Source organism: Actinomyces urogenitalis DSM 15434, from assembly GCF_000159035.1.
Taxonomy (GTDB): domain Bacteria; phylum Actinomycetota; class Actinomycetes; order Actinomycetales; family Actinomycetaceae; genus Actinomyces; species Actinomyces urogenitalis.
Window position 1 is genome coordinate 303,027 of the sequence record NZ_DS999576.1, and the last position, 15,548, is coordinate 318,574.

Sequence of the window (15,548 nt, forward strand, 5' to 3'; positions counted from 1 at the left end):
CCCCGTGAGCGCTCGGCGGCCTCGGGCCTGGTCTCGGCCTACGTGACCTGGCACCTGGAGCGTCGTCTACGCTCTCTGGCACTGGTGGAAAGGACCTGAGATGACCAGCACACCTGCCCCGCGTGGGGATGACGCCGCTGAGGACCGCGTGCCGCTGCACCGACCGGGACTGAGGCCGCCGGCGCTGGCGGCCGCTGCCGTGCCCGCGCACGTGGCCTGCGTGATGGATGGCAACGGTCGGTGGGCTAATGCCCGAGGGCTGCCGCGCACCGAGGGCCACCGGGCGGGGGAGTCCACCATGATGGACGTCATTGCCGGGGCGGTGGAGATCGGGATCAAGGAGCTGAGCGTCTATGCCTTCTCCACCGAGAACTGGCGCCGCTCACCGGCCGAGGTCCGCTTCCTCATGGGCTTTACCCGCCAGGTGCTGCGCGCCCAGACCGAGGACCTGCGCGCCTGGGGCGTGCAGGTGAGGTGGGTGGGTCGCGAGCCGCGGCTGTGGAAGTCCGTCCTGGAGGAGGTCCGCCGCGCCGAGCGGCTGACCGCCGGCAACGAGACCATGGTGCTCAACATGTGCCTCAACTACGGAGGCAGGGCGGAGATCGCCGACGCCGCCCGCGCGATCGCCCAGGAGGTGGCCGCCGGGCACCTCAAGGCCTCCGCGGTGGGGGAGAGGACCGTGGCCCGTCACCTGTACTCGCCCACGATGCGGGAGGTAGACCTCATGATCCGCACCGGTGGGGAGCAGCGGACCTCAAACTTCCTCATGTGGGAGGCGGCCTACGCTGAGCTGTACTTCTCGCCCCTGCCCTGGCCCGAGTTCGACCGCACGCAGCTGTGGAAGGCCTGCCAGGCCTACGCCGAGCGCGACCGGCGCTTTGGTGGGGCGGTGGACCAGGTCCAGGCCTGAGCCACTCAGTCCTTGCTACAGGAGGCGCACACCCCGAAGAACTCGGCCGTGTGCTCCATCTGCGTGAAGCCCGCCTGGGCGGACACGCGCGCGATCCACTCCTCCAGCTCGCCACCAGCGACCTCCACGGTGTGCCCGCAGCGCCGGCACACGATGTGGTGGTGGTGCTCGCTGCCCTCGCAGCGTCGGTAGAGCACCTCCTCGTCGCTGCGCACCTGGTCCACCTCACCGGCCTCGGCCAGCGCGGTGAGGTTGCGGTAGACGGTGGCCAGCCCCACCTTGGTCCCCTCCGCCTCCAGGGCGGCGTGGATCTGTTGGGCGGAGCGGAACTCCTCGGTGCGCTCCAGGATGTCGCGCACGGCGGCGCGTTGCCAGGTTGATCTCATGCTGAGGCCTCCTTGCGGCCCGCTTTGCGCAGGTAACGGCCCAGGCCGGTCGCCACGGCGACCACGGCGTAGAGCACCACGAGCTCGACGACGATCATGGCTCCTGGAGAGGCCGCCACGACGTAGGTGATGACCAGCCCGCTCACGCAGGCGGCCACACCGATGACCATGGCCAGTCCCATGGTGCGCGAGAACGAGTGCGAGACGAGCTGGGCCACCGCCACTGGCACGATCATGACGGCGCTGACCAGCAGGGCGCCCACCACCCGCATCGACACCGAGACCGTCAGCGCCGCGACCACGGCGACCAGCACGTTGAGCACGCCGGTGGGCAGCCCGATGGCACGGGCGAACTCCTCGTCGTGGCACAGGGCGAACAGAGGACCGCGCAGGCCCAGGCCCACGGCCAGCACGACGGCGGCCAGCGCGATGGTGAACCAGGCGTCGGCCACGCTCACCGTGGCGATGGAGCCGAAGAGGTAGGAGGTGAGGTTCGTCGTCGTGCCTCCGGCGACCTTGATGAGGATGACGCCGCCGGCGATACCGCCGTAGAAGAGGATCGCGAGCGCCACGTCCCCGCGGGTGCGGCCGCGGGCCCGGATGACCTCGATGAGGACGGCGCCGAGCACGGAGGCGATGATGGCGCCGGGGATTGCCCAGGCGTCGTGCGGGGAGACGTTGGCGGCGGCTCCGGCCAGCCAGCCCAGGGCTACTCCGGTCAGCGCGATATGCCCGATCCCGTCTCCCAGCAGCGCCAGACCACGCTGGACCAGGTAGGTGCCCACCACTGGCGCGGACACGCCGACCAGGACGGCCACGATGAGCGCACGCTGCATGAGCAGGCTGGAGAACATCTGCGAGCAGGTGTCGATGAGCTCGTTCACGGCGTTCCTTAGTGCGAGTGCACGCCGAGCGGGCCGGACAGGTCCGGGGCGTGGTGGCGAGCGGGGGCGGCGTCACCGTGCGGGTGCTCGTGCTCGCAGTCGTCGAGGTGGTCGTGGCCGACGACGTCGTGCTCACCGTGGTCGTGGTGGGCCGGGGCGAGCGCGGAGGCCGGCCCGTCAGAGATCACTCGTCCCTCCGACAGGACGACGGCGCGCTCGACGACGTCAGCCAGCTCACCCATCTCGTGCAGGACGGTCAGCAGCGTCAGCCCCCGCTCACGCAGGGTGGTCAGGATGCGTGCGAGCGCCTCGCGCGAGGCGCGGTCGATACCCGCCAGGGGCTCGTCCAGGATGAGCAGGTCAGGGTCACGCACCAGGGCACGGGCGATGAGGACGCGCTGGGACTGGCCGCCGGAGAAGACCTGGACGTGGTCGCCCGCGCGATCAGCCAGGCCTACCGCGTCCAGGGCGGCTAGCGCCCGCTCGCGCGCTCTGCGGCCCCGGTCGGCGAAAGGATGACGAGAGTCAAGTAGGCCCGAGCGCACGACCTCCAGCGCCGTGGCAGGCACACCCGAGGAGGCGCCCACACGCTGGGGCACGTAGCCCACGCGGTTCCAGGCCACACCACAGCGGTGGGTGACGTCATGACCGAACAGACGTACGCAACCGGCCCACAGAGGGTTCAGACCCAAGACCGTCTTGACCAGCGTGGACTTGCCTGAGCCGTTGGCCCCCAGCAGCGCCACGGACTGCCCGGCTGCCACGGTGAGGTTGATACCGGACAGGATGAGGGTGGAACCAAGGACCACGGAGGCGTCCTCGACGACGACGGGATCCGGGTCGTGCCGAGCGGCGCTCACTGGCACCCCAGAGCGGTGCGCAGCTGGGAGAGGTTGGTGGTCATGGCCTCAGTGTAGTCACCGGACTCGGGTACTGACTCCACAGGGTCGAGCACCGCCGTCGTCGTCCCCGTCTCAGCGGCCAGGGCCTGGGTCGTCTTGGGGGAGAGGAGTGCCTCGGTGAAGACCGTGGTGGTGCCGGTGCGGGCCACGATCGTCTTGATCGCCGCGATCTCAGCCGGGCTGGGCTCGGCGTCGGGGTCGATGCCGGAGACCGAGGCCTGGGTGAGGTGGTAGCGGTCGGCGAGGTAGCCGAAAGCGGCATGGGCGGTGACGAAGGTGGTGCGCTCGCACTGGGCCAGGCCCGTGGTGTAGGAGTCATCCAGCGTGGTCAGGGTGTCGGTCAGCGTGGCGAGGTTGGCCTCGTAGTCGGAGGCGTGATCCGGGTCGACGGCGGCCAGGGCCTGGGCGACGGCGCTTGCGGCCGCCTTCATCCTGACCGGGTCGAGCCAGAAGTGCGGGTCGAGGGCCTCGGTGGCCTCGTCGTCGTGGTCGTGGCTCTCCTGCCCGTCCTCGTCCTCGCCGTGGTCATGGTCCTCGCTCACGCCGTCGTGGTGGACCAGGTTCACGGCGCTGGCCAGATCGGTGACGGTGGGGCCGGAGACCTGGGCAACGGCGTCGTCAAGGGAGGGCTGGAAGCCGGAGACGTAGAGGATGGCCGCCTTGCCGCTCAAGGAGGTGACGTCGCGGGGGGAGAGCTCGTAGTCATGCGGCTCGACGTTGGTAGGGGTGACCGCGGCAGCGTCGACGTGCTCCCCGCCGATGGCCTGGGCCAGGTACTGGATGGGGTAGAAGGAGGCGGCCACCTGGATCCGGCCGTCGGCGGCGGTGGTGCCGGTGGCGGTGGCGGAAGCGGACTGCGAGGAGGGGGACAGGGCGGCGCAGGCGGTCAGGGCGCCGCCGAGGGCGAGGGCGCTGACCGTGGCGAGGGCGTGTCGGACGTGGGACTGGGTGATGTTCATGGGAATCATTTTCATCAAGTGGGTGGGGAGTGTCAAATGGACGCCGCTACGAGGTGGCGCCATACTGCCTCTAGACTGACCCCACTCGTTCCCACCAACCAGGTGCGGACAACGACTTGCAGGAGAACATGGTGGCCAAGACCTCCTCCACCCTCGACAACGTCATCAACCTCGCCAAGCGCCGCGGCTTCGTCTTCCCGTGCGGTGAGATCTACGGCGGAACCCGCTCGGCCTGGGACTACGGCCCGCTGGGCGTCGAGCTCAAGGAGAACATCAAGCGTCAGTGGTGGCAGTACATGGTCCGCTCGCGCGACGACGTCGTGGGCCTGGACTCCTCCGTCATCCTGCCGCGCGAGACCTGGGTTGCCTCCGGTCACGTCAAGGCCTTCACTGACCCGCTCATCGAGTGCACCTCCTGCCACAAGCGCCTGCGTGAGGACGAGCTGCAGGAGGCATACGCCGCCAAGCACGGCATCGAGGACCCCGACTCCGTCAGCCTTGACCAGCTCGTGTGCCCCAACTGCGGCACCCGCGGCCAGTTCACCGAGCCTCGCGCCTTCTCTGGTCTGCTCAAGACCTTCCTCGGTCCGGTGGATGACGAGGCGGGCCTGCACTACCTGCGTCCCGAGACCGCCCAGGGCATCTTCATCAACTTCGCCAACGTCATGAGCGCGGCGCGCAAGAAGCCGCCCTTTGGCATCGGCCAGGTGGGCAAGTCCTTCCGCAACGAGATCACCCCGGGCAACTTCATCTTCCGTACCCGCGAGTTCGAGCAGATGGAGCTGGAGTTCTTCTGCGAGCCGGGCACGGACGAGGAGTGGCACCAGTACTGGATCGACTACCGCAAGGCTTGGTACACGGGCCTGGGAATCAAGGAGGACAACCTCCGCCTCTACGAGCACCCCGCTGAGAAGCTCTCCCACTACTCCAAGCGCACGGTGGACCTGGAGTACCGCTTCGGCTTCCAGGGCAGCGAGTGGGGCGAGCTGGAGGGCATCGCCAACCGCACGGACTTCGACCTGAGCACCCACGCCGAGCACTCGGGCAAGGACCTGTCCTACTTCGACCAGACCAAGAACGAGCGCTGGACCCCCTACGTCATCGAGCCCTCGGCGGGACTGACCCGCTCCCTCATGGCCTTCCTGGTGGAGGCCTACACCGAGGATGAGGCTCCCAACACCAAGGGTGGCGTGGACACCCGTGTGCTGCTCAAGCTCGACCCGCGCCTGGCGCCGGTCAAGGCCGCCGTCCTGCCGCTGAGCCGCAAGGAGGAGCTGACTGGTCCGGCCAAGGAGCTGGCTGCGCGCCTGCGCCGAACCTGGAACGTCGACTACGACGACGCCGGTGCTGTGGGCCGGCGCTACCGCCGTCAGGATGAGATCGGCACCCCCTTCTGCATCACCTACGACTTCGACTCTCCGCAGGACGGCGCCGTCACGGTGCGTGAGCGCGACACCATGGCTCAGGAGCGCATCCCGCTGGAGGGCGTGGAGCGTTACCTGGCTGAGCGCCTCATCGGCTGCTGACCTCCTCAGCATCAACCCCCGGTTGAGGCGGGGCGTGGGTGGGAGAGCGTGAGTGAGCGGTCAGGCATGATGGACAGATGAGCACCGAGCCCCGTACCCCTGGCCTCAGACGCGCCGCCGGCCACGCCCACGACCACGGCGGGCCACTGAGGCTGGCGCCAGGCGAGTCCCGGCGTGTGCGGATCGTGCTCGCGGCCCTCGTCGTCCCCCTGGTCCTGGCCACGCTCCTCGGCATCGCGGTGCTGTGGCCCGGGCGCGTGGAGGCCATCGGCTCCCAGCCCTTTGCGGCCGAGGGCGCCAGCCTGGCCACGGCCCGTGTCACCGCCACGCAGGTCTCCTCCTGCGCCGAGTCGGCAGCGAGCCTGGGCGGGATCAGCGACGGCTCGCTCCTGGGCGACGCCGTGTGCGCCGAGATCACCTCGGGTGAGGGACGCGGCCTCGTGGTCCCCGTCCACGTGCCTGCCGAGTCCCTGCCGGCGGCCCAGGTCGGGGACCGGATGCGGGTCATGTACACCGCTCAGGCGCTGGCTGGCGGGACCCCTTACGTCTTCGTCGACTACGACCGCCAGCTGCCGGTTGGCGCTCTCGCCGTGGCCTACCTCGTGCTCGTCGTGGCGGTGGCCGGACTCAAGGGCCTGCGCGCCGTCCTCGGCCTGGTGCTGGCCACCGGCGTGCTCCTGCGCTTCATGATCCCCGCGCTGCTCGCGCTCCACCCTCCGCTCCTGGTCACCCTCGTGGGCTCGGTGGCCATGATGCTGCTCGCCGTCTACGTCGCCCACGGCGTCAGCGTCCGCACGACGACGGCGCTGCTGGGCACGCTGGCAGGCGTCGTCATCACGGTGGTGCTGGCGCTGTGGGGCGTGGACGCCGCCAACCTCACCGGCGCGGTGGGTGAGGACGCCCTGACGCTGACCGCGATCGTGCCGGGCCTGAGCCTGACCTCACTGCTGACCTGCGGGATGGTGATCGCTGGGCTCGGCGTCCTCAATGACGTCACCATCACCCAGGCCTCGGCCGTGTGGGAGCTGCACGCCGCCAACCCCACGCTCAGCCGAGCACGTCTGCTGACCGGTGGGATGCGGATCGGCCGCGACCACATCGCCTCCACCGTCTACACCCTGGCCTTCGCCTACGCAGGCACCGCCCTGCCACTTATCCTGGCGGCCGCCCTCATTGACCGCTCCGTGGTGGACACGCTGCTCAGCGGTGAGATCGCCGAGGAGATCGTGCGCACGCTGGTCTCCTCGATCGGGCTGGTGCTCGCCATCCCGGCGACGACGGCGATCGCGGCCGCCCTGTGCGCGCCGGCCCGGCATGAGGCCGCAGTGGTGGGCAGCCAGGCAGGGTCAGCCTCCGGAGACGTCTGACTCGGCCTGGAGCAGCAGCACGCGCTGGTCCTGGCTGAGGTAGGGCGAGTCCAGCCAGCCGTCGGGCAGGTGCGGACGCTTGGGCGTGCCGGCCCGCCCTCGCGGTCCCTCCACGGTCTCGCCGGGGTAGAGCACCTGCTCGGGCAGGCGTGCGCGCATGGCCTCCAGCCCGGCGTCGAGCTCGGCGAGTGAGGAGACCTTCATCAGATCCCCACGGGCCTGCCCGCCCACCGGATACCCCTTGAGGTACCAGCCAATGTGCTTACGCAGGTCACGTACGCCCCGGTCCTCGCCGAGCTCGGCAGCCAGCAGGCGCGCGTGGGCGCGGATCGTGGCGATGACGGCGTCCAGGTCCGGGTGGGTGCGCTCGACGGAGCCGGACAGGGCGTGGACGATGTCAGCGAACAGCCAGGGCCGGCCCTGACACCCCCGGCCCACGACCACGCCGTCACAGCCCGTCTGCCTCATCATCTCCAGCGCGTGGCTACCAGTCCAGGTGTCCCCGTTACCCAGCACAGGAATCCGGCAGGCCTCCTTCAGACGCGCGATCGCGGACCAGTCCGCCTTGCCTGCGTAGTGCTGGCGGGCCGTACGCCCGTGCAGGGCCAGGGCCGCGACCCCGGCGTCCTGGGCGGCGCGGGCGGCGTCGAGATAGGTCTCATGCTCCTCGTCGACGCCGATGCGCATCTTGACGGTCACCGGCACCTCGCGCTCGCGCCGGCCCAGACGCACCCCCTCCTCGGCTCCGCGCACCACCTCGCGCAGGATTGCGTGCAGCAGGTCCTTCTTCCACGGCAGCGCCGCCCCACCACCTTTGCGGGTCACCTTGGGCACCGGGCAGCCGAAGTTGAGGTCAATGTGGTCAGCCAGGTCCTCCTCGACGAGGATGCGCGCGGCCTTCCCAGCGATAACCGGGTCCACCCCGTAGAGCTGGATGGAGCGCACGCGCTCAGTGGGGTCGGTGCGCACCATGGCCAGGGTCTTGTCATTGCGCTCGACCAGCGCGCGCGTGGTGACCATCTCGGTGACGTACAGACCTGCTGGGGCGAGCAGGCCGCCGTCGTCGGTAGGCAGCGGGCCGGCGGCTGCCGGGCGAGCGTGAGCGGGCAGGGCGCTCTCGCCCTGCTCCCGGCACAGGCGGCGGAAGGAGGCGTTGGTGACGCCAGCCATCGGGGCGAGCTCGACGGGCACGCCAACCGTAATTGGGCCAATGCGTAGCGGGCTGACGCCGAGCGGGGCGAGGCCGAGCTGGGCCGGGTCGGCAGGTTGCGAGGTGGGGGCGTGCGTCACGCGCACACTCTGGCACACGTAGGCTGGTAGTCGTGAGTGGTGTGAGGAACGACGGTGCTCTCGCGTCCCCGACGGCGCTGGTCACCGGTGCCTCTGGCGGCATCGGGGCGGCGGTGGCCGGGGCGCTGCGCCAGGCCGGTGACCAGGTAGTGGGCTGGTCACGCAGCGGCGCGGCGCCGGAGGGCGTGAGGGGATGCAGCGTTGACGTCACCGAGGCCGGCGCTGTGCGGGCCGCGGCTGCCCGGCTGGAGGAGGCCGGGGGAGTCGAGGTCCTCGTGTGTGCGGCCGGGGTGGCCGTGGACGCGCTGGCCATGCGCACCAGTGACGAGACGTGGCAGACCACGGTGGAGACCAACCTTACCGGTGCCTTCACGGTAGTGCGTGCGGTTCTGCCCGGCATGCTGCGCCGACGCAGCGGCCGGATCATCCTGGTCTCCTCCGTGATCGCGGCCCGCGGGGGCACGGGACTAGCGGCCTACGGTGCGTCCAAGGGCGGGATCGAGGGGCTCACGCGCAGCCTGGCCCGGGAGGTCGCGCCTCGGGGCATCACGGTCAATGCCGTGGCCCCCGGGTTCGTGGACACGCCGATGACGGCCGGTCTGAGCCAGCCGGCGCGTGAGTCCTACCTTGCCCAGATCCCGATGGGCCGGCTGGGACGGGCTGAGGAGGTGGCCGCCGTCGTCCGTTTCCTGGCCAGCCCGCAGGCCTCCTACGTCACCGGCGCGATCGTGCCGGTGGACGGCGGGATGGGGATGGGACGATGACGGGTCTGCTGGACGGGCGCACCGTCCTGGTCACCGGTGTGCTGCGTCCTTCCTCGATCGCCACAGCCGTGGCACGCGAGGCTGGCGCGCAGGGCGCCCGCCTGGTGCTGAGCTCGCCGCCACGGGCGCTGCGGGTGACTGAGCGGGTTGCCGCCGGAGCCGGCCTGGGTGAGGTCCCGGTGCTGGCGCTGGACCTGACCGACGCCGAGGCGCTGAGCGGCCTGGAGGCGCAGCTGCGCGGTCTGGGTGTGGACACGCTGGACGGCGTGGTCCACTCAGTGGCCCAGGCTGCTCCCGGCCTGCTGGGAGATCATCTGAGCCCGTCCGATTCGGCCGCGCCTGGTGCCGGGGAGGGGCAGGCCGGAGCGAGCGCCGCCGGCCTGGCCTCCTGGCAGTCGGATCTGGAGCGCGCGCTCACAGTCTCGGTGACCTCGCTGCCGGCGCTGGTGGGGGCTCTCAGCCCGCTCTTGGTGCCTGGGTCAGCGGTGCTGGCCCTCACTTTCGAGTCAGGCAGGGTCGTGCCCGGCTACGGCTGGATGGGACCGCTCAAGGCGGCGCTGGAGGCCAGTGTGAGGGGCCTGGCGGTGGAACAGGGGCCCCGCGGGGTTCGTGTCAACGCCCTGTCCGCAGGGCCCCTGCGGACGACGGCGGGGGGTGCGATCCCCGGTTTTGACCAGCTGGCTCAGGCGTGGGAGAGCCGGGCGCCGCTGGGCTGGGACGCGGGCGACCCGAGCCCTGTGGCGCGCACGGCGGTGGCACTGCTGTCCAGCTGGTTGCCGGCCACGACCGGTGAGGTGCTGCACGCCGACGGCGGGGCCAGCCTGGTGTGACCACCGCTCTCGTCACCTCCCGCGCCTAGCCGCTCGCGTATCCTGGCCGGGTGACTGAGAACGCTGTGAGCGCTGACGAGCCCATGACGAGCCAGCCGGACGAGCGCACCCTCGTGCTCGTGCGCCACTCCAAGGCGGCCCGGGGCATGTCCGACGCCGAGCGACCGCTGACCGAGCACGGCGAGCAGATGGCGGCTGACCTGGCCAAGCAGCTGGGCAGCCGGATCGCTAGCCTCGACCTCCTGCTCGTCTCCCCGGCAGCGCGTACTCGCCAGACGGCCCGCCCTGTGCGCGACCGGCTGCGTCCCCGGGACACACGGGTGGAGGAGGTCCTCTACATGGGCAGCTCGGCCAGGGTCCTGGAACAGCTCACCGTGCTGGACGAGGAGGTGCGTAGCGTCGTCGTGGTGGGGCATGAGCCCACGACCTCGATCCTGGCCTATGAGCTGGACGAGGGCGCAAGCGACCTGGCCCGGCAGATCGAGTTCGGCATCCCGCCAGCCACGGCGCTGGTGCTCTCGGTCCCGGTCTCCTGGTCCGAGCTGGGCCCCGGCCGGGCCCGTCTGACCGAGATCCTCATGACCAGCTGAGCTAGAGGAGCTCCAGGACGGCGCGCAGGTCACGCACGTGCACGGCCGCCGGCGCCTGCTCGACGACGACCGGCTTGGCACAGAAGGCCACCCCCAACCCAGCGGTGGCGATCATGCCCAGGTCGTTGGCGCCGTCGCCCACCGCGACCGTGCGGGAGAGCTCGACACCGTCCTGCCTGGCCCACTGGCGCAGGCAGCGCACCTTCTCCTGCCGGTCCACGATCCGGCCCAGGACCTGGCCGGTGAGGTGACCGTCGCGGACCTCCAGGCGGTTGGCGGCGACGTGGTCGATCCCCAGGCGCTCGGCCAGCGGGACCACCACCTCCTCAAAACCCCCGGAGACCACGCCCACCCGGCAGCCGCGTGCGTGCAGCTCGTTGATGAGCCCGGCCGCGCCACGGGTGGGACGGACCTCAGCCAGCACCTCGGCAAAGACCGTCTCCGGTACGCCACGCAGCGTGGCCACGCGCTCACGCAGGGAGGCGGCGAAGTCCAGCTCTCCACGCATGGCCCGGGCCGTGACCGCGGCGACCTGCTCGCGGGTGCCGGCCCTCTCGGCAATGAGCTCAATGACCTCCTGCTCGATGAGCGTGGAGTCCACGTCCATCACCAGCAGACCCGGGCCCGCCTGCGCCAGCAGGCCGGTGGCGCGGAGCCCAGAGACTCGCGGGGAGGGGGCAGCCGGTGCGCTGGTCGCGTTGCTCATGTGCCGATGCTAACGGCCCCGTCGTGTTGTGAGACGACGAGGCCGTGAGCGTGAGACGCCGCAGCTGCTCAGCGCGTGACAGTCTGCCCCTTGGCGACCACGGTGATCCCAGACTCGGTGACGGTGAAGCCACGTTCCCGGTCGTGCTCGGGGTCGATACCGACCATCGCGCCCTCCTCCACGTGGACGTACTTGTCCAGGATGGCGCGGTTGACCACGGTGTTGCGTCCCACGTTCACCCCGTCCATGAGCACGGACTCGCGCACCGAGGACCAGGAGTTGACGCGCACGCCCGGGGAGAGCACCGAGGAGATGACCTCACCACCGGAGACGATGACGCCGGGGGAGACGATCGAGTCCACCGCGTGGCCCAGGCGCTCGTGGTAGCCGTAGACGAACTTGGCCGGCGGCATGGAGTTGGTGTAGCCGGCGAACAGCGGCCAGCGGTCGTTGTAGAGGTTGAAGACCGGGGTGACCGAGATGAGGTCCTGGTGGGCGTCGTAGAAGGCGTCCACAGTACCCACGTCGCGCCAGTAGTCGCGGTCGCGCTCGGAGGCACCAGGAACCTCGTTGTCCTTGAAGTCGTAGACCCCGGCCGCTCCGCGTGCGACGAACCAGGGGACGATATTGCCGCCCATATCGTGCTTAGAGGACTCGTCCGCGGCGTCGACGGTGACCGCGTCCAGGAGGGCGTCGGCGTTCATGATGTAGTTGCCCATCGAGGCCAGGACCTCGTCGGGGGAGTCGGGCAGGCCCGGGGTGGACTGGGGCTTCTCCACGAAGGCCTTGATCTTGCCCTTGTCCGCCGGGTCGGTCTCGATGACGCCGAACTGGTTGGCCAGCGCCTTGGGCTGGCGGATGCCGGCCACGGTGCACGGCAGGCCCGAGGCGATGTGGTGCTCCAGCATCTGGGAGAAGTCCATGCGGTAGATGTTGTCCGCGCCGGTGATGACCACGTAGTCCGGCCGCTCGTCGTCGAGCAGGTTGAGGGACTGGTAGATGGCGTCCGCGCTGCCCAGGAACCAGTGCTTGCCTACGCGCTGCTGAGCGGGGACCGGGGCAATGTAGTTGCCTAGCATGTCGCTCATCCGCCAGGTCTTGGCGATGTGGCGGTCCAGCGAGTGGGACTTGTACTGAGTCAGCACAACCACCTTGAGGAAACCAGAGTTGATCATGTTCGACAGGGAGAAGTCGATGAGCCGGTAGATGCCGCCGAAGGGCACAGCCGGCTTGGCACGGTCAACCGTCAGGGGCATCAGGCGCTTGCCTTCACCGCCGGCGAGGATGATTGCGAGGACTCGTGGGTACGCCATGGGGCCAGCGTAGAGGGCCCGGCAGGACCTAGGTGGGCAAATGGCGTGACAGGATCATGAACGGTTTTCGTCAGGACGAAAGCGGCACGGCGGGGCGCCAGAGCCGATACCGTCTGAGGGGAGGGCCGGACGGCGTTGCCTGCCACCCGCTCGGCCGCTCACCACGACTCGATACCCACCCTGGCACCCGCAGTGCCCCACGAGGAAGAGATGAGGACCATGAGGGTCGACCTGCTGACCAAGGAGTACCCGCCCTTCATCTACGGCGGTGCCGGCGTCCACGTCAATGAGCTGGCCAAGGTCCTGCGTCCGGTGGCGGACGTGCGGGTCCACGCCTTTGGTGGCCCTCGCGAGCCTGGTACCGAGGGCGCCGATCCTGGGGTCACCGGCTACGCCGAGCTGCCGGAGCTGGCTGGCGCCAACGCGGCGCTGCGCACCTTCGGGGTGGACCTGACCATGGTGGCGGACGTGGAAGGGGCTGACATCGTCCACTCCCACACCTGGTACGCCAACCTGGCCGGTCACCTGGCTGGCCTGCTGCACGGCATTCCTCACGTGGTCTCGGCCCACTCCCTGGAGCCGATGCGCCCGTGGAAGGCCGAGCAGCTCGGCGGTGGCTACGCCCTGTCCTCCTGGGCCGAGGCTCAGGCCTACGAGGGGGCCAGCGCCGTCATCGCCGTTTCCCACGGCATGCGTGAGGACATCCTGCGCTCCTACCCGGCTGTGGACCCGCAGCGTGTCAAGGTCGTCCACAACGGCATTGACCTGGCCGACTGGGCCCGCCCCACGGACGCCGCCTTCGAGGAGCTGGCGGTGCGGGTCCGTGCTCGCTTCGGGATCGAGACCGGCCGGCCCACGATCGTCTTCGTCGGCCGTATCACGCGCCAGAAGGGGCTGCCCCACCTGCTGCGCGCCGTCGCCCAGCTGCCCGAGCAGGTCCAGGTCATCCTGTGCGCCGGCGCCCCGGACACCCCGGAGATCAAGGCGGAGGTTGATCAGGCTGTGGCCGGGCTCCAGGCCACGCGGACCGGCGTCATCCTCATCGAGGAGATGCTGCCCCACCGTGAGCTGCAGGCTGTGCTGGCCTCCTCCGACGTCTTCGTGTGCCCCTCGGTCTACGAGCCGCTGGGCATCGTCAACCTGGAGGCCATGGCGATGGGCCTGCCGGTGGTCGGCTCGGCCACCGGCGGCATCCCGGACGTCATCGTCGACGGCGAGACCGGTTACCTCGTGCCAATCGACCAGCTCACCGACGGCACCGGCACGCCGACGGACCCCGAGCGCTTCGCGGCCGACCTGGCTGAGCGCCTGACCGCGCTGGTCACGGATGCCGAGCTTGCCTCCCGGATGGGGGCAGCGGCCCGACGGCGCGTTGAGGAGCACTTCTCCTGGTCCGCGATTGCCACCCAGACCATGGACGTCTACGAGTGGGCGCTGGCCCACCCCAAGGGCTGAGGGGCTGCTGGCAACCGAGCAGGGCTGCGCTCCTACACGGCCCAGCTCTCGGTCGCTGCGGCCACGCCCTGGCGCGCCACAGCCAGCAGAGGGCGCAGGACCTGTCGGCGCCGCTGGGCCTGCGCCGCCGTCGCCGCGGCGCCGTCGTCACTCAGAGCAAGCTCGCAGATCGCCGCTAGCCGCAGGGACCGCTCCAGCAGCTCACGACGGCGAGGCTCTAGCGACGGCGGGATGAGACGGGGGTCTAGGACCGCGGTGATGAGGTCGGTGAGCTCCTCAGCCAGATCGGGGCGTTCGCGAGCCAGGTCCAGCTCGGTCAGTGCCGTGATGGCCTCCTCGGTGGCCTGGTAGGTGGTGCGACGCGCGTGGGCGGCGTCAAAGGGTGGGACGGCGGCGGTGAGCTCCTCGGCGTGCCAGTGCACCGAGGCCCCGGAGGGCTGCGGGACCAGCAGCAGGCGCCGGGTTGCGGTCTCAACCAGTACGCCCTCGCCAGCCTCCAGCGCGGCTGCCAGGCCGGGCAGGGGATCTGCCGGGCTCGGCAGGACCGCGGCGCAGCGTCGCAGCGCGCCAGTGCGCGCGAGCCATGTCTCCAGGCTGACGAGCCCGAGACCGCCAGGTCCTGGGTCCGCGACCTCGTGCACGGCGTCGGGCCCCTGGACCAGGGCCAGCCCGATCGAGGAGGGGACAGGCGCCCACAGGGCGAGCAGGACGCTCACGGGAAGAACCAGAGGGGACATGGGCGGGAGCCTAACGAGGAGGACCAGCGCGGACGTGACCTGGGTCCCACGCCCTGTCAGGTGTGGGACCCAGGTCACGTCCGCACGATAGGGTGGGGCCATGACCAGCGTGCTGCACCTCGACGACGTCTGCCTCCACCGTGGCAGTCACCAGATCCTGTCCCATGTTACCTGGAGCGTCACCGAGGGGCAGCACTGGGTGCTGCTGGGCCCCAACGGTGCGGGAAAGACCACGATCTCCCGTATCGCCGCAGCCAGGCTCTTCCCTTCCTCAGGCACGGTGGACGTGCTCGGCGAGCGCATGGGGCGTGTGGACGTGACTGAGCTGCGCCCGCGCATCGGGCTGACCTCCTCGGCGTTGGCGCAGTCCGTGCTGGAGAGCGAGACCGTGGAGTCCGTGGTGCTGTCCGCCTCCTACGGCACGATCGGTGTGTGGCGCGAGGAGTATGACGACTTCGACGTCGAGCGTGCGCGGGCCCTGCTGGGTGCCCTCGGGGTCGAGGAGCTGGCGGACCGCCGCTGGGGCAGCCTGTCCTCCGGTGAGCGCAAGCGCGTGGAGATCGCACGCGCACTCATGCCCGACCCCGAGCTGCTCATCCTGGACGAGCCGGCCTCGGGCCTGGACGTGGCAGGACGTGAGCTGCTTCTGGCGGCCCTGAGCGAGATCATCTCGGCTCCCGGCTCGCCCACCATGGTGCTGGTGACCCACCACCTGGAGGAGATCCCGGTCGGATTCACCCACGCCCTGGCCCTGCGCGAGGGAATGATCGCGGGGCAGGGTCCCCTGGAGGAGGTCCTGACCGACGAGGTCATGTCCACCACCTTCGGCCTGCCCCTGGAGGTCACGGTGGACCGGGGCCGCTACGCCGCACGCGGCAAGGACCTGCTGGGCGTCCGCTCAGGCAGGCACTAGACAGACCCTGAACCCT

The 15,548-nt window shown here is 70.3% G+C and carries 16 protein-coding genes and 1 pseudogene; 9 read left to right on the top strand and 8 right to left on the bottom strand.

The annotated features are described in order from the left end of the window. Both HMPREF0058_RS13435 and uppS read left to right on the top strand, forming a co-directional pair. Window positions 1-99: pseudogene (locus tag HMPREF0058_RS13435) on the top strand (DNA repair protein RecO); the annotation flags it as partial. A 1-nt stretch (window position 100) separates the two neighbouring features. Continuing rightward, window positions 101-910, top strand: a complete 810-nt coding sequence (gene uppS, locus HMPREF0058_RS09475) for a polyprenyl diphosphate synthase (RefSeq protein WP_006549568.1) — start codon at window positions 101-103, stop codon at window positions 908-910. A 5-nt stretch (window positions 911-915) separates the two neighbouring features. Here the strand turns inward: uppS and HMPREF0058_RS09480 are convergent, their stop codons facing one another. Genes HMPREF0058_RS09480 through HMPREF0058_RS09495 form a run of 4 tightly spaced genes read right to left on the bottom strand, consistent with a single transcriptional unit; the run spans window position 916 to window position 4,050 of the window. Next, window positions 916-1,296 (bottom strand): Fur family transcriptional regulator, encoded by a 381-nt coding sequence (locus HMPREF0058_RS09480; RefSeq protein WP_006549569.1) that lies wholly within the window; start codon window positions 1,294-1,296, stop codon window positions 916-918. After that, on the bottom strand, window positions 1,293-2,150 hold the full coding sequence (locus HMPREF0058_RS09485) for a metal ABC transporter permease (RefSeq protein ID WP_193390338.1): 858 nt from the start codon (window positions 2,148-2,150) through the stop codon (window positions 1,293-1,295). Before HMPREF0058_RS09485 ends, HMPREF0058_RS09480 begins: the two co-directional genes overlap by 4 nt. Before the next feature lie 38 nt (window positions 2,151-2,188). Then, window positions 2,189-3,040 (bottom strand): metal ABC transporter ATP-binding protein, encoded by an 852-nt coding sequence (locus HMPREF0058_RS09490; RefSeq protein WP_006549571.1) that lies wholly within the window; start codon window positions 3,038-3,040, stop codon window positions 2,189-2,191. Continuing rightward, the gene (locus tag HMPREF0058_RS09495) at window positions 3,037-4,050 is read right to left on the bottom strand and encodes a metal ABC transporter solute-binding protein, Zn/Mn family (protein ID WP_040319862.1); all 1,014 of its coding nucleotides are present in this window, start codon (window positions 4,048-4,050) and stop codon (window positions 3,037-3,039) included. The genes HMPREF0058_RS09490 and HMPREF0058_RS09495 overlap by 4 nt, the downstream gene beginning before the upstream one ends. A 122-nt stretch (window positions 4,051-4,172) precedes the next feature. On the opposite strand from HMPREF0058_RS09495, the gene HMPREF0058_RS09500 reads away from it, so the two are divergent. Together HMPREF0058_RS09500 and HMPREF0058_RS09505 are read left to right on the top strand one after the other, a co-directional pair. Next, window positions 4,173-5,567, top strand: a complete 1,395-nt coding sequence (locus HMPREF0058_RS09500; protein ID WP_024034531.1) for a glycine--tRNA ligase — start codon at window positions 4,173-4,175, stop codon at window positions 5,565-5,567. Between the two features lie 77 nt (window positions 5,568-5,644). Then, on the top strand, window positions 5,645-6,934 hold the full coding sequence (locus tag HMPREF0058_RS09505) for a YibE/F family protein (RefSeq protein WP_006549574.1): 1,290 nt from the start codon (window positions 5,645-5,647) through the stop codon (window positions 6,932-6,934). Here the strand turns inward: HMPREF0058_RS09505 and dusB are convergent. Further along, window positions 6,914-8,230 (bottom strand): tRNA dihydrouridine synthase DusB, encoded by a 1,317-nt coding sequence (dusB, locus tag HMPREF0058_RS09510; RefSeq protein ID WP_006549575.1) that lies wholly within the window; start codon window positions 8,228-8,230, stop codon window positions 6,914-6,916. The two genes, HMPREF0058_RS09505 and dusB, sit on opposite strands and share 21 nt — an antisense overlap. Before the next feature lie 35 nt (window positions 8,231-8,265). Between dusB and HMPREF0058_RS09515 the strand changes: the two genes are divergently transcribed. The 3 genes from HMPREF0058_RS09515 to HMPREF0058_RS09525 are packed head-to-tail and all read left to right on the top strand — an operon-like array spanning window position 8,266 to window position 10,408. After that, the gene (locus tag HMPREF0058_RS09515; protein ID WP_006549576.1) at window positions 8,266-8,988 is read left to right on the top strand and encodes an SDR family oxidoreductase; all 723 of its coding nucleotides are present in this window, start codon (window positions 8,266-8,268) and stop codon (window positions 8,986-8,988) included. Next, window positions 8,985-9,818, top strand: a complete 834-nt coding sequence (locus HMPREF0058_RS09520; protein WP_006549577.1) for an SDR family oxidoreductase — start codon at window positions 8,985-8,987, stop codon at window positions 9,816-9,818. Before HMPREF0058_RS09515 ends, HMPREF0058_RS09520 begins: the two co-directional genes overlap by 4 nt. Window positions 9,819-9,868: 50 nt before the next feature. Next, window positions 9,869-10,408 (top strand): SixA phosphatase family protein, encoded by a 540-nt coding sequence (locus HMPREF0058_RS09525; protein WP_231550169.1) that lies wholly within the window; start codon window positions 9,869-9,871, stop codon window positions 10,406-10,408. A 1-nt stretch (window position 10,409) separates the two neighbouring features. Here the strand turns inward: HMPREF0058_RS09525 and serB are convergent, their stop codons facing one another. Together serB and HMPREF0058_RS09535 are read right to left on the bottom strand one after the other, a co-directional pair. After that, complete coding sequence (gene serB, locus HMPREF0058_RS09530) at window positions 10,410-11,114, bottom strand: phosphoserine phosphatase SerB (RefSeq protein ID WP_006549579.1); 705 nt, start codon at window positions 11,112-11,114, stop codon at window positions 10,410-10,412. 68 nt (window positions 11,115-11,182) lie between these two features. Next, on the bottom strand, window positions 11,183-12,427 hold the full coding sequence (locus HMPREF0058_RS09535; RefSeq protein ID WP_006549580.1) for a glucose-1-phosphate adenylyltransferase: 1,245 nt from the start codon (window positions 12,425-12,427) through the stop codon (window positions 11,183-11,185). A gap of 219 nt (window positions 12,428-12,646) precedes the next feature. Between HMPREF0058_RS09535 and glgA the strand changes: the two genes are divergently transcribed. Then, entirely contained in the window at window positions 12,647-13,882 is a 1,236-nt protein-coding gene (glgA, locus tag HMPREF0058_RS09540) for a glycogen synthase (RefSeq protein ID WP_040319924.1), read from the top strand. Window positions 13,883-13,914: 32 nt separating this feature from the next. Here the strand turns inward: glgA and HMPREF0058_RS09545 are convergent, their stop codons facing one another. Next, on the bottom strand, window positions 13,915-14,619 hold the full coding sequence (locus tag HMPREF0058_RS09545) for an Rv1486c family protein (protein WP_040319864.1): 705 nt from the start codon (window positions 14,617-14,619) through the stop codon (window positions 13,915-13,917). A gap of 100 nt (window positions 14,620-14,719) precedes the next feature. On the opposite strand from HMPREF0058_RS09545, the gene HMPREF0058_RS09550 reads away from it, so the two are divergent. Next, on the top strand, window positions 14,720-15,532 hold the full coding sequence (locus tag HMPREF0058_RS09550; protein ID WP_006549583.1) for an ABC transporter ATP-binding protein: 813 nt from the start codon (window positions 14,720-14,722) through the stop codon (window positions 15,530-15,532). The last annotated feature ends 16 nt before the right edge of the window (window positions 15,533-15,548 follow it).

What these genes read in the sequence shown, in the direction of transcription:
- uppS (WP_006549568.1), top strand. Translation starts at nt 101, where the DNA reads ATGACCAGCACACCTGCCCCGCGTGGGGATGACGCCGCTGAGGACCGC.
- HMPREF0058_RS09550 (WP_006549583.1), top strand. Translation starts at nt 14,720, where the DNA reads ATGACCAGCGTGCTGCACCTCGACGACGTCTGCCTCCACCGTGGCAGT.
- HMPREF0058_RS09480 (WP_006549569.1), bottom strand. Translation starts at nt 1,296, where the DNA reads ATGAGATCAACCTGGCAACGCGCCGCCGTGCGCGACATCCTGGAGCGC.
- HMPREF0058_RS09520 (WP_006549577.1), top strand. Translation starts at nt 8,985, where the DNA reads ATGACGGGTCTGCTGGACGGGCGCACCGTCCTGGTCACCGGTGTGCTG.
- HMPREF0058_RS09495 (WP_040319862.1), bottom strand. Translation starts at nt 4,050, where the DNA reads ATGATTCCCATGAACATCACCCAGTCCCACGTCCGACACGCCCTCGCC.
- HMPREF0058_RS09505 (WP_006549574.1), top strand. Translation starts at nt 5,645, where the DNA reads ATGAGCACCGAGCCCCGTACCCCTGGCCTCAGACGCGCCGCCGGCCAC.
- HMPREF0058_RS09535 (WP_006549580.1), bottom strand. Translation starts at nt 12,427, where the DNA reads ATGGCGTACCCACGAGTCCTCGCAATCATCCTCGCCGGCGGTGAAGGC.
- glgA (WP_040319924.1), top strand. Translation starts at nt 12,647, where the DNA reads ATGAGGGTCGACCTGCTGACCAAGGAGTACCCGCCCTTCATCTACGGC.
- serB (WP_006549579.1), bottom strand. Translation starts at nt 11,114, where the DNA reads ATGAGCAACGCGACCAGCGCACCGGCTGCCCCCTCCCCGCGAGTCTCT.
- HMPREF0058_RS09545 (WP_040319864.1), bottom strand. Translation starts at nt 14,619, where the DNA reads ATGTCCCCTCTGGTTCTTCCCGTGAGCGTCCTGCTCGCCCTGTGGGCG.
- HMPREF0058_RS09485 (WP_193390338.1), bottom strand. Translation starts at nt 2,150, where the DNA reads ATGTTCTCCAGCCTGCTCATGCAGCGTGCGCTCATCGTGGCCGTCCTG.